Source organism: Helicobacter bilis, from assembly GCF_900198365.1.
In the GTDB taxonomy this organism is placed as follows: domain Bacteria; phylum Campylobacterota; class Campylobacteria; order Campylobacterales; family Helicobacteraceae; genus Helicobacter_A; species Helicobacter_A bilis_B.
The window spans coordinates 43,518-55,847 of sequence record NZ_FZMS01000041.1 but is presented as its reverse complement, the minus strand read 5'-3'; the positions used below and the strand labels follow the sequence as shown (position 1 = coordinate 55,847).

Here is a 12,330-nt window from a genome sequence, read left to right as displayed (position 1 = left end):
GGGTGGTGTTTTAGGGGATAGTGGGGTAAATTGATTTATAAGTTTGACTTGAAATAATGTTTATGTTGTGGCTGTTTTAGATTCTTTGCCATAGATGTTACAATGCAGGTTGCATTTTCGAGTAGAAATTTATTGTAAAAGAATGTGTATTTAATGGAGGGGGTGATTAGCGTGTTTGGGTTGCAGAGTTTTAATATAATTTCAGACTTAGAATAGGAAATTAGATCTACCAATGATTCTAAAACCCTCCAAAAATCTTCCACATAGTCCTTAATTATTCATTATTTATGTTTATCTCGCTTCCATTCTCAATGGCGTTTTCTAAAATCTTTGTGCCGTTTTTAAGTGTTTGACGCAAGTCCATGATTTCTCGTATTTTGTTGCGGATAGTTTTTTCATTTTCTTTTGTGATTTGTGAAAGTTGTTTTGGGATAGAATCAAAAATTGTGTGTGAGATAGGCAGGGAACAAAAAATTTGCTCAATTTTTTCAGGTAAAAACTCTAAAATGCAATCTTGTAAAAATGCTTTGTCAAGTGGGGTTGTGCGTATCTTATTATCTTGTTTTACTAAGGCTTTGTCTGCGTGAAACTTCTGGTCTATACGCAATATTAAGCATTCAAGTAATATGGTCTTTGTGGCTTCTACCCATACACTTATAGTTGTAATATCTGTGTGCATTTTTAACAGAGAATCATCTATCATTGCTTTATGTTGCTGCGTAAAATCTTGGAAAATTTTTAGCTGGAATTCTTCAAGGTTTATATAGCTATCCGTGCTAATATAGCTTGGCTTTTTTTGTAGGATAATATGATGAGATTCTTCTACCCATTCTTGCAATACTCGCTCAAAATTTTGCATAATATCTCGCATACTTTGCTTGATATAGGAATCAAGTCGCATAAGCTTTTGTAATAAATTTTTATGTTTTCTTGCTAAAAGGCTTTTAGAATCTTTTATTTCTCTTAGTAGTTCATCTTTGTTGAGTTGAAAGCTCTCATATACAATGCGGCGATTCGTCAATATATCAAGGAATTTTGGTTGATTTGGTCTAGTCTTTATTTTAATTGTTTCTAAGTTATCTAACACACTTTCTACAATGCTGTCTAAATACCTTTTTAAGCCCTTCGCAATGCTAACAAAAATTTCATAATTATAATCATTAATAAGCTTATTTAGCCTAGTGATAAAGTGCTTACTTGCCTTATGATAGGCTAAATCCAGCTTTTTATAATGCTGAAAAATGATTTTGTAATGCTTATCTATATTTTTATTTTTTTCAAGTGCTATTTTAAGGATAGCATTTCCCCTTTTTAGCTTTGCCCTTTGCAAGACTGCTTGTATGTTCTCTAAAATATCTTGCATGATTGTATTTTGTGCTGAATCTTGCTTTAATGTATCTTTTTGGGCGTAAAAAGATTCTATTAGAATCTTTGTTTGGTCGAGTGCGGATAGGATATTTTCTGGTGTTTTTATCTTGCCTGATAGTTGCTGTTTGGCAAGATTATTAAGAATTTTACATAACGCAAACTTCTCATCAAGCCTGTAAAACTCAAGTAGATTCCATAAATGCAAGTCATGGATAGATTGCAGACTATATTGAGAGATGAGTTGTTTTCTATGTGTGGATACTTGCTCTAATATTCCATGCTCTTCTTTCTCTTTTTTATCATAGGCGATTATAGCTATACTTGGCTTTTTCTTGATGATTTTTAATAACTCTTCTTTTTTGAGTTTTTCTGGCTTATTTAATACCCATAGAATGCAATCAGAATCTTTTATTGCATTAAGCGTTTTTTTACTGCTAAAATCACTCTCTTTTATAATCACGCATTCTTGCAATAAATCTACATTCACAAAGACTTCAAAATACTCAATAGATTCTAAATTACTAGAAGAACAATCAAGCGTGTGTAGATTTACATTAATGCTATTTTGTTTGTAATATGCCCTTGCAAATGAGACTTGAGAAAAACGAATGATAAATTTTTTCTGTGCTAAAGAGTTGTTTAAGGGTATAAGAGAATCTTTAAAAAGCACATTTAAAAAGGCAATCATGCTAAGATGGCAATCGCCCACAAGCTGCATTGTCAAAGGGCTTTTATATTGTTCTTTTAGCTGTTTGTAGCACTGCTTTATCTCTTGTGTGGGGTGCAATTTTGGCATATTGATGATTCTTTCTGCTTGTTTTATTTCTTGCAGTATATCGCCTGTGCCCTCCTTGCTAAGATTCTTATCATATAAATCATCATATTCTTGTATAAATTGCTTTAATAAGCTCATTTATTCCCTCCATATACAAGCATTGAAATGAGTGTATCAAAGTCTTCTTTCTCTTGTTCTTTATATTCTTCAAAATAGTGGATAAAACAAGATTCTAAGATATATTCAAGTCGCTCTAATTGGGTATTAAAAAGATTTATTTTATTATGAAAAAGTGTATTGATATTTTGTTCTAACAATAAGAAATAGTAATCAAAATTTTCTTTCAAAGGCTTTATGACAGAATCTTCTTGTATATCTGCCTTTTTAATCGTATTGGGCAATAAAATATCAAGGCGATAGGAAAGGTGTTCTACTACAATGGCGTTGCTATCATCAAAAAAGTCGGCTTTAATGCTGCTTGTATATCGCATGAAAATAAGCTCTAGAATCTTTTTATGCTCGTTTGTTTGTGCAAACTTTGCAATAGAATCTGTATTATTTGGATGCAACAAAGTTGTTATCTCATGTAATTCTTTAATCGCAAAAAAGTATTCCTGCAAGATTCTAGCAAGCTCCCTTAGTCCTACAATAAGGCTTTGTATCATAGAAGTTTTTAACTTCTGTATGTCGATATTTCCACGCTTTTTTGTTTCATAATTTAGGGCTTGTATGAATTGTGAATACAGATTATCACGCAAGTTTGCAAATGCGTCATAAAAGGAATAATATTGTGCTGGAAGTCTTTTTAAAACTTCTTTGCATAGGGATTTTATGTGATTTATTTGTGTTTTTATCTTATCTTTGTTTATGGAATCTATTTGCCTAGATTCTATAGGGAGTTTGCAAAGCTTTAATATATTTTCTAGCATTTGGATATTAAAATGTGTTGATGGGGTGTTAAATATATGTGTGAAAAGCATAGATTCTAGCTCTAAAATCCCACTCGTTGCTATATCAAATCCACTTTCAGAAGCACTTGCCCCACATCTCATTGAGTGGGCTACCCCTGCGGTAATGAAGTGAAAATGCAGCTTTGCAAGACTTTTTTGTCTTTCTTTTTGTGCGTGTTTCAACCGCTCTTCTAGTGCATTTTGTATTTTTTGGCAAAGGCTTTGTTTCTTTCGCAGGGTCATATTTGCCTTGTCAATATGCGTTACAATAAAATGAATATGAGAGATATTCTGCTTTTTTACTAAACGCAGTAATATAGCAATGATTTTATCAAAAGATAATACCGCATTTAACTCATTAAGATTAGCTAAATACAGAATCATATCGCTTTTTGCGGTATAGTCATACACTTGCAAATGGCGAAAAGTCTGGGGTATGAGTGAGGGGGTATTAATAAATCTCATAAACTGCAACAACACATAATCCTGTGGGACAATAATGCGATCTACAATAGCGATTTTATTATTCTTAAAATATGAATCATAGATTTTTTCATATTTTATTTTTTCACTCCCATTTTTTAAGCAATCATGAAAGGTTTCTTGCAAGTTCTTATAATGTTTTGCTGTATCTGTTATAGGTGATTCCTGCAGGGTTTGCAAATCATTTAAGTGCATATAGACTACACTAGCTGGACCCTTACCATAATGGTATTCAATGGGTGCTTTTGCTTCCAATGGCATGTTAGATTCAGCAGATTTTTTACCATCATAAAGCATGGTTGCTAGAAGTGTTGATTTTCCTGTTTTTTGTCCGCCTAAAACTACGACTTTTTTAGTGAAATCTTCTTCACAAAAAAAGACTAGATTCTTAGTCCATGAGAGTTTTTTTAGAATCTTCTTTACTTTCGCTATGGCATTAAATTGATTAAAAAGTGGCGTTTTGTCTGGGGATAAATGTATAAAAGAGTTTGCAAACGCTTTATTTGTGCTTGTCTTTTCTTGTGATTCTGTAATATCGCTCTGGGTTAATACCTCGATACATTTCTGCTCATGGAAGCTTATAATGCCATGTTCTCGCAATAGCTTTATATGCTTTATAACTTGCTTCATGCCTCTAGAATCAATATGGTGTAAAATACTTGCCTGTAAATATTTAATATAACTTAAATAATGTTTTGTAGGCATGGACACAAACTTTTTACAGCAGACTTTACAAAGTGTAAGAAAGCTTGGAATCATCATAAAAGTATTGAGATTATTCTCATTGCAGGCAAGCAATAAACTAGCAGCTTCGTATATATCATAGTCTTTTAATTCTTCAGCATTTTTTAGTATTTGCAAAGGATTTTCTAAAAGTATATAGTGTGGGGAATCTTGCACATAAAGTAGATTAAAAAAAGTTTGCATTCTTTTACTTGGGTCTTGTGGCATTAATGCTAGATAGTCATGCAAGATCGCAATATGCTGTGTATTTTTATCCTTCTTTTTTGTTTTCATAGCCCAACCCCTTGCTATATAACTAAAAAATGCTTACTTCACATAACCACACACAATGAGACTCTATATACCTATTTTTCCACATCTTGCGTATATGTTGCTTGTGTGGTTTGCAAAAGTCCATCTTGCGAAATGCTATCTTGTGAGATTCTATTTTGCAAATATTGCTCTTGTAAATCTTGTGTTTCTAAAGCTATGCGTAACATTTCATCAGCAAGTTTTATACACATAATGCAATAACGCACAATAGCGGCAAGGAAAATAAAAAAAGCAAAAACACATACAGCAAATAATATTGCTGGAAAAAAATCAGGTGTAATAAGAAAGGTAAGAGTTGCCCCAAAAAGTGCTACACCAAAGAGAAAACCACAACAAAACTCCATCGCCGCCAAAAAGCGTCTCATTTCGGTTTTATACATTGTCTTTGTAGCTTTTAATGCTCATCATCCAATAAAACAGCACTTGCCAAATATACATAAGTGAGAATCATAAATACAAATGCCTGCAATACAGCCATAAACATAAGGATTCCAAATGGTAAAAGTGGCACGACCCAAGGGACGAGCTGCAACATTACAAGTAAAAACATATCATCACCGCGTATATTCCCAAATAAACGGAATGATAGCGAGATAATACGAGAACAATGTGAGATAATCTCAACAGGGAAAAGCAATGGTGAAAGTAGCTTTATAGGACCCGCAAAATGTCCAAAATATTTACCAAAACCATTTGCCCTAATGCCCTCAAAGTGGTAGTAAAAAAACACTATTAGCGCTAAAACTAAAGTGAAGCTAATACTTGCAGTAGGTGCTTCAAATCCCGGAATCATACCTATAACATTACAATAAAATACTAAAATGCCTATCGTCCCGGCTAAAGGAAAATATTTGCGTGCCAACTTCTCACCTAAAGAATCCTTACCAATATAAAGCATACCGCCAATAATCCACTCATAAAAGTTCTGCATACCTGTCGGCACAGCTTGTAGCTTTCGCACAGCAAACATGCTAATGCCAATAGTTACAGCCGCACATAAAATAGTGTAAAAGATTGTAATAAACGCATGGTCGGTGCTGATTAACCCCGCAAATGTAAAGAGTCTTTCTTCCATGTCTATCCTTTTTTATAAAAACAATAAGCTGGATTCTATCTAAAAAACACTTAAGAATAGCTAAAAACTGCATAACAAGTGATGGTAAAATCACAAGATATATAATGGTTATAATTACGAAACATGAACTTCAAAACTACCGAACATATTTTAATTTAGAGTGTGATTTTGTATAGCTTGTCATTTTATATTCTTGTCAAAAAGGAATAGAATTATCTATGTTTAGCTCTATATGCAAATAGTGAGGCGATAGGTATGTATTTTGTCTATCATCTCAATATTTTTGCTCTATTTTTTGCTGTGTTGTTTTATCGCAAAAGTGCATTCTTAGTAGGGCTTCCTTTATTCTTTGGATATTGTGTTAGTATAATCATGCTATTTTTATTGAATCGCCCTATGCACTCTTATGTAAAAATTTTTAGCGTATTGTATGACTTTGGCATGGGCTTAATCTTTGTTTTATGTGCGTTTGCAAGTCATAGAGAGATTGAAAAGATATAGGGCATTAGACGGGCAGAACCTTATTGTTGAGTTTAGCTTAGGTTTTTTATTTTTATCCTTGGTGTGCTAGTAAGTCTTATATTGTTGTATGGGCTATCTCTATTGTTTAATTCATATAAGGCATTTTTGTATTTTTTGATAGTAGAATCTCTTGCTTTAGGGTTATTTTTACTTTATTTTTTTTGCAAAAAATGTTTATGTGTTATTGAATCTTTTAGGCAAAGTAAAAAAGAGAACACAAGAAAAATTTTATTGTTTAGTTTTTATAATCGGTGGTATAGCATTGGTGCTGAATTTCTTACCTTTCGTAGTGGAATGTTTTAAAAGGTTATAAGAGTTTTTATTGATATAGAATCTTTACTATCAAAACACATAAAAGACTTTTAATCTAGGCTTTTTAGCTATTTAGGCAAAAGTTTATAGAAACTAAATTACTTGATAGATTCATATTTTCACATATAACATGTATTTCATTTTTCTTCATATTTACTATTATGGATTAAGGGATATAAAATCTGTTATAATTGCATGTTTCAATTAATATTAAATTAAAAAATATAAAGGCATAAAGTGGGAGAACTCTTTAGTCTAACAACACTATGGCGGGTTTTAGATGGCGTTGGTGTTTTGCTGTTTGTAGCATTGATTAGCATTATTTTTTCAGTTGTTGGTGGGCTTATTATGGGGCGACTTATGATTGTAAAAAGTAAAATTATGCAGTATATTTGTAGATTCTTTTTAGAATCTGTGCGGATTGTGCCGCTTATCGCATGGCTTTTTATTATCTATTATGGCATACCTAGTAGCTTTGACTTGCATATCAGTGCGATTTCTTGTGGGATTATTGTCTTTAGTATGTGGGGGATTGCTGAAATGGGTGATTTAGTCCGTGCAAGTATCCTTAATATACCAAAGCATCAAAGAGAGTCTGCTCTTGCCCTAGGATTTAGCACATGGCAGATTGAATATTACATAATTATCCCTCAAGCCCTAAAAGCCCTTATGCCCTCAAGCATAAATCTCTTTGGCAGAATCATTAAAACCACTTCGCTTTTACCACTTATTGGCGTTGTCGAGCTTTTAAAAGTAGGGCAGCAGTTGATTGAGGTTGTTGGGCGACATGACACAAGTGTTAATTTTATTGTATATGGAGCAATACTGCTTATTTATTTTATGCTTTGCTATCCATTTTCTTATATTGGAAACTATCTTGAGAAAAAATTTATCACGCAATAATCCTTGCTTAAATAAACAAAAAAGCCTAAATACAATAGCCATGTATTTAGTAAGATTCTATCGATATGTTATTTCGCCTTTGCTTGGGGCTAATTGTCGTTTTTATCCATCGTGTTCTTCGTATGCTTTATTGCTTTTGCGATTTGATAATGTTTTTATTGCGAATGTAAAGATTCTTTTAAGAATCTTTCGTTGTAATCCTTTTTTTCGTGGTGGGTTTGATTTTCCAAGCGTATATTTAAGTCAAAGGGCATTTGAAAATATAAAATTGTATCAAACTAGTTTAGCAAAACCTTATATCAAATCTATACCAAAAACGACATATTTTTTTGTAGATTCACATTCTTATTTGCTTAAATTGAAAAAATTTTATATAATTTCGATTCATTTATAAAATATTAAGGGTTTTTAGTGGATAAACAAAGTAATTTAAGGCTGATTTTAGCGGTTGCCATTTCATTTGCAGTTATTGTGATATGGTCAAAGTTTTTTGCACCAGAGCCACCGATAAAAGAGCCACAAGCAGCAAATCGAGTAACAGATTCTAGTGTTAAAAGTGAAAATGAGGTGATCCCACAAAGTGCGATAAATACAAATACAATCACACCGCCAACAAATAACAGCGATATGAAGGGGATTCCAACTTCTGTGCCACAAATAAAAGAAAATCTCGTGCGTATAGAATCACAAGATTTTGATATGGATATTGATACATCAGGTGCAATTACGCAGGTGTATCTCAAGGCGGATAAATACACACAGCCACATCAAGAGGGCATTTTTACACATATTGGGCGACTTTTTGGTATGGTGAGCGGTGAGAATAAAAAGCTTGATAGACTGCCTTTATTAGCCGATAATGTGCCACTATATCCATTGCAAATGATTTTTACTGATGAGAATTATAGAAAAAAATCAAGTGAGATAAAATATAGCACAGACAGATCGCATATCGTGCTTACAGATAAAGCAGAAACTCTTACTTTAACGCAGGATTTAGGCGATTTAGTGGTAAAGAAGATTATCACTATTGAGCCAAATATGACCTATAAAGTCCAAATAGAGTTAAGCAAACAGACACAATATCTAATAAGTAATGGTATGCGTCCAAATGCAGATTCTGAAAGCTATGTATTCCACGGCGTAGTATTGCAAAAAAATAATGGCTCGATTGAAAAAATAGAAGATGGAGACGCAAAAAATAAGGGAGAAAACTTTGATGATGCACTCTATGTAGCAAGTGTAGATAGATATTATACAAGCCTTTTATTTAATATTGATAAGCCGCTTTCACTTAGCATTGGTGCTTTTAGCAAGGGACTGCCCACCCCTTTCATTAATGTAAGCAGTGCTAATGAAGTATTGCATGGCTATATAGGACCAAAAGATTATAGAGTTTTAGAATCTATTAATCCGCATTTAACAAGCGTTGTAGAATATGGCAGAATCACTTTCTTTGCAAAATATATTTTTGCATTGCTTGATTTCTTATATCAATATATTGGCAATTGGGGTGTTGCCATCATTGTTTTAACAATCATTATACGCATTATCCTATTCCCATTAAGCTTTAAGGGCATGGTGGGTATGCAAAAGCTAAAAGAATTAGCTCCCAAAATGAAAGATTTACAAGCAAAATATAAAGGCGATCCGCAGAAATTGCAAGCTTCAATGATGGAGCTTTATAAAAAACATGGCGCAAATCCGCTTGGTGGCTGTTTGCCGCTTGTATTACAAATCCCTGTGTTTTTTGCTATTTATCGCGTTTTGTATAATGCAGTTGAGCTTAAAAACGCACCGCTTATGTGGTGGATACACGACTTAAGTGTTATGGATCCTTATTTTGTATTGCCTTTGCTTATGGGACTTTCTATGTATTTACAACAAGCCCTTACGCCCACAACTTTTACAGACCCTATGCAAGAAAAAGTGTTTAAATGGCTACCTGTTATTTTTACATTCTTTTTAATCACCTTTCCAGCAGGGCTTATACTTTATTGGACGATTAATAACCTTATTTCTATTATCCAGCAACTTGCTATTAATAAAATGCTAGAATCTAAAAGGCAAAAAGAGATTGAAGAGCATACCCACAAAAAACATACACATAAAACAAAAAAATAGGCAATAATATGTTACAATATGGTAAATGAAATAACAAATATTAAGGAATTTATAAATGAAAAGATTTAGTGCAAACACGCTTGATGCTGCATTGATAGAAGCTACAAAGCATTTTGACTGCTCATTGACACAAATAGAATATGAAGTTATCCAGAATCCAAGTAGTGGATTTCTAGGATTTTTGAAAAAAGAAGCAATCATCGTTGCCACAAAAAAACATAATATCAATACCGCAAATACAGAATCTACAAAGCCACTTGAAACAAATATAGATAGTATGAATAGCACAACTTCACTCAACACCGAAACAACACAAGACACCAAAGAATCTTCTACAACAATTTCTGCAATAGATTCTAAAGATTCTAAAATCAATACTAGCGACAATAGCTTATCAAATAATAAACATATTGAAAACATGGAAAACAATAATCAAACAGACTTGAACGCCAAAGAATACACAAGTAAAGATAGTGATGAAACACCGACAAATCGCACTTACATAGCCAAAGATTTACAAACAAATAAAGACAATAACACTAAAGCTTATGCAAATGAGTCTAAAGCCGACACGCTAAATAAGGGACCACAAGAGAGTAAAGCCCAAGAGTTTAAAACAAGAGAAAGCCAAATATTAGAATCTCAAATAACAAAACCCAAAACGACAGAAATTAAAACAAGAGAATCTAGCATAACAGATTCTAAGCCCACACAAACTCATGCAAACACAAAAGAAATAAAGCAAAATACTTCCATACCACATAAAAAGTCTATTGATGAGAGGGTGCAAGGCGATTTTGATTCTACATTTTATGATAAAGATTCTAATGTAGCGTGGCAGGATAGCACACAAAGTAATGCAGAGCAAAAAAAGGATATAGAATCTATTTGTAAAGAAGTCCAAGACGAACTTACTGAACTGCTTTCTTACTTGCCACTAAAGCTTAATAAAATCCATGTAGAGCCTTATGATGATCATACGCTTTTCATTCTTATTGATGGGCTTGATGCAGCTTTACTCATCGGACAGAAAGGCTATCGTTACAAGTCTCTTAGCTATTTGCTTTTTAACTGGATTCATACTTGTTATGGTTTAGGTGTGCGACTTGAGATAGCACAATTTCTAAAGAATCAAGAAGAGATGATGAGGGCGTATCTTGGTCCTATCATTGAAAATGCAAAGGTAAATGGTAAAGCACAGACAAAGCCACTAGATGGTGTCCTAACACACATTGCATTAAAAATGTTACGCGATGCCCTGCCAAATAAATATATTGTTTTTAGAGAAAATGCCGATGGGGAAAAATATATCAGCATTAGCGAATTTATAAGCAACAATAATATGCGAAACAATATACATGGCTTTGGGAATCTTCCTAAATATTAATGAATACAATTGTAGCTATATCAAGTGCGCTTGCAAAAAGTGCTATTAGCATTATCCGCCTTAGCGGAGATGAAGCCTTGCATATTGCTTCAAAATTGCTTAAAAAAGACGCTTTAGAAAATCTATTAGTCCCCAGAAAAGCCACACTTCATAGAATCTATAATGAAAAAGGCGAAATGTTAGATAAAGCCATTGTGATTTATTTTAAATCCCCAAAAAGTTTTACAGGTGAAGATATTGTGGAGTTTCAAAGTCATGGCGGCATTTTAGTAGCAAATGAGATTCTAAAAGCATGTTTAGCCTTTGGTGCGACTTTGGCTAAAGCTGGTGAATTTAGTATGCGAGCATTGCGTAATAATAAGCTTGATTTAGTAGAGTTGGAAGCAACACTTGCCCTAATAAACAACACAAATACAAACCTAACAAAGCTTTTAACACGAAATATGGATGGCAAACTAAGTGAAATGTTGGAATCTGTGCGACAAGAGATATTAAATATTATCGCACAAATTGAAGTGAATATCGATTATAGTGAAGAGGACTTAGACAAAAATATATTATCTAAAAGTGTTTCTACCCTGCTTTCAATACAAGCGAGATTCCAAGCTATACTTGATTCAAGCAAACATTATCAAAAATTACAAGATATAAAGCTTTGCATTATAGGAAAACCAAATGTTGGTAAAAGCTCTTTGCTTAATCTCTTATTAATGCAGGATAGGGCGATTGTAAGCGATATGGCCGGGACGACAAGGGATACCATTACAGCCATGCTTGATATTTGTGGGAATCTTGTCTCACTCACTGATACTGCCGGCATACACACAAGCACAGATTCTATTGAAATGCAGGGCATAGAAAAAAGTATGAAGAGTGCAAGAGAGAGCGAGATAATCCTTTGTGTGTTTGATATTTCAAAACCTATGAATAAGGAAGATTTCGAAATACTAGACTTTTTAAAAAGCGAATGCAGTAATAAATCTGTTTTAATCGTATTAAATAAAAATGATTTAGCTAGGCAAAATACCCATGATTTTACACCCTTTCAAACAATCACTCTAAACACAAAAGATGAAAATAATGCTAAATTGTTAAAAGAGAAAATTGCCAACTTTTTAACTATGGAGATTGATAATAATACCTTTGTGCTGACAAATGCCACACAAAGCAATCTTTTAGAATCTGTGTGCAAAAATCTTAGCATTGCAAAGGAATTGCTGATAAGTGGATCACTAGAACTTGCAAGTTTTGAATTACACCAGACTTTGCAATCACTAGGCTCTATGACAAAGCCCTATGATGTAGAAGATATGCTAGATTCTATGTTTTCACAATTTTGCGTTGGTAAGTGATATTATACACACCTAATATGGAA

Annotated in this window: 10 protein-coding genes; 6 read left to right on the top strand and 4 right to left on the bottom strand. The window is 33.2% G+C overall.

What is annotated here, in order from left to right; genetic code table 11:
- Positions 1-274: 274 nt before the first annotated feature.
- The 4 genes from C6H08_RS06390 to C6H08_RS06375 form a co-directional block, all read right to left on the bottom strand.
- On the bottom strand, positions 275-2,281 hold the full coding sequence (locus C6H08_RS06390) for a hypothetical protein (protein WP_034579099.1): 2,007 nt from the start codon (positions 2,279-2,281) through the stop codon (positions 275-277).
- Positions 2,278-4,593, bottom strand: a complete 2,316-nt coding sequence (locus tag C6H08_RS06385; RefSeq protein WP_034579098.1) for a hypothetical protein — start codon at positions 4,591-4,593, stop codon at positions 2,278-2,280. The genes C6H08_RS06390 and C6H08_RS06385 overlap by 4 nt, the downstream gene beginning before the upstream one ends.
- Positions 4,594-4,664: 71 nt before the next feature.
- Positions 4,665-5,012 carry a hypothetical protein gene (locus C6H08_RS06380; protein ID WP_034579096.1) on the bottom strand — a complete coding sequence of 116 codons (348 nt, stop codon included), beginning with the start codon at positions 5,010-5,012 and terminating at the stop codon, positions 4,665-4,667.
- Positions 5,013-5,026: 14 nt separating this feature from the next.
- A complete protein-coding gene (locus C6H08_RS06375; RefSeq protein WP_004088563.1) occupies positions 5,027-5,707 on the bottom strand; it encodes a F0F1 ATP synthase subunit A in 681 nt (226 codons plus the stop codon).
- A gap of 255 nt (positions 5,708-5,962) precedes the next feature.
- Between C6H08_RS06375 and C6H08_RS06370 the strand changes: the two genes are divergently transcribed.
- The 6 genes from C6H08_RS06370 to mnmE all read left to right on the top strand — a co-directional run bounded on the left by C6H08_RS06370 (position 5,963) and on the right by mnmE (position 12,307).
- A complete protein-coding gene (locus C6H08_RS06370) occupies positions 5,963-6,208 on the top strand; it encodes a hypothetical protein (RefSeq protein WP_034565472.1) in 246 nt (81 codons plus the stop codon).
- Positions 6,209-6,778: 570 nt separating this feature from the next.
- Positions 6,779-7,444 carry an amino acid ABC transporter permease gene (locus tag C6H08_RS06360; protein ID WP_034565475.1) on the top strand — a complete coding sequence of 222 codons (666 nt, stop codon included), beginning with the start codon at positions 6,779-6,781 and terminating at the stop codon, positions 7,442-7,444.
- Positions 7,329-7,838, top strand: a complete 510-nt coding sequence (gene yidD / locus C6H08_RS06355; RefSeq protein WP_324761514.1) for a membrane protein insertion efficiency factor YidD — start codon at positions 7,329-7,331, stop codon at positions 7,836-7,838. Before C6H08_RS06360 ends, yidD begins: the two co-directional genes overlap by 116 nt.
- A 17-nt stretch (positions 7,839-7,855) precedes the next feature.
- The gene (gene yidC, locus C6H08_RS06350; RefSeq protein WP_034579094.1) at positions 7,856-9,568 is read left to right on the top strand and encodes a membrane protein insertase YidC; all 1,713 of its coding nucleotides are present in this window, start codon (positions 7,856-7,858) and stop codon (positions 9,566-9,568) included.
- A gap of 55 nt (positions 9,569-9,623) precedes the next feature.
- Positions 9,624-10,955 (top strand): Jag N-terminal domain-containing protein, encoded by a 1,332-nt coding sequence (locus C6H08_RS06345; protein WP_034579092.1) that lies wholly within the window; start codon positions 9,624-9,626, stop codon positions 10,953-10,955.
- Positions 10,955-12,307, top strand: coding sequence for a tRNA uridine-5-carboxymethylaminomethyl(34) synthesis GTPase MnmE (gene mnmE / locus C6H08_RS06340; protein ID WP_034579089.1), 1,353 nt, complete (start codon positions 10,955-10,957; stop codon positions 12,305-12,307). The genes C6H08_RS06345 and mnmE overlap by 1 nt, the downstream gene beginning before the upstream one ends.
- Positions 12,308-12,330: the final 23 nt, after the last annotated feature.

What these genes read in the sequence shown, in the direction of transcription:
- C6H08_RS06345 (WP_034579092.1), top strand. Translation starts at nt 9,624, where the DNA reads ATGAAAAGATTTAGTGCAAACACGCTTGATGCTGCATTGATAGAAGCT.
- C6H08_RS06380 (WP_034579096.1), bottom strand. Translation starts at nt 5,012, where the DNA reads ATGTATAAAACCGAAATGAGACGCTTTTTGGCGGCGATGGAGTTTTGT.
- C6H08_RS06385 (WP_034579098.1), bottom strand. Translation starts at nt 4,593, where the DNA reads ATGAAAACAAAAAAGAAGGATAAAAATACACAGCATATTGCGATCTTG.
- yidD (WP_324761514.1), top strand. Translation starts at nt 7,329, where the DNA reads ATGACACAAGTGTTAATTTTATTGTATATGGAGCAATACTGCTTATTT.
- C6H08_RS06375 (WP_004088563.1), bottom strand. Translation starts at nt 5,707, where the DNA reads ATGGAAGAAAGACTCTTTACATTTGCGGGGTTAATCAGCACCGACCAT.
- mnmE (WP_034579089.1), top strand. Translation starts at nt 10,955, where the DNA reads ATGAATACAATTGTAGCTATATCAAGTGCGCTTGCAAAAAGTGCTATT.
- C6H08_RS06370 (WP_034565472.1), top strand. Translation starts at nt 5,963, where the DNA reads ATGTATTTTGTCTATCATCTCAATATTTTTGCTCTATTTTTTGCTGTG.
- C6H08_RS06390 (WP_034579099.1), bottom strand. Translation starts at nt 2,281, where the DNA reads ATGAGCTTATTAAAGCAATTTATACAAGAATATGATGATTTATATGAT.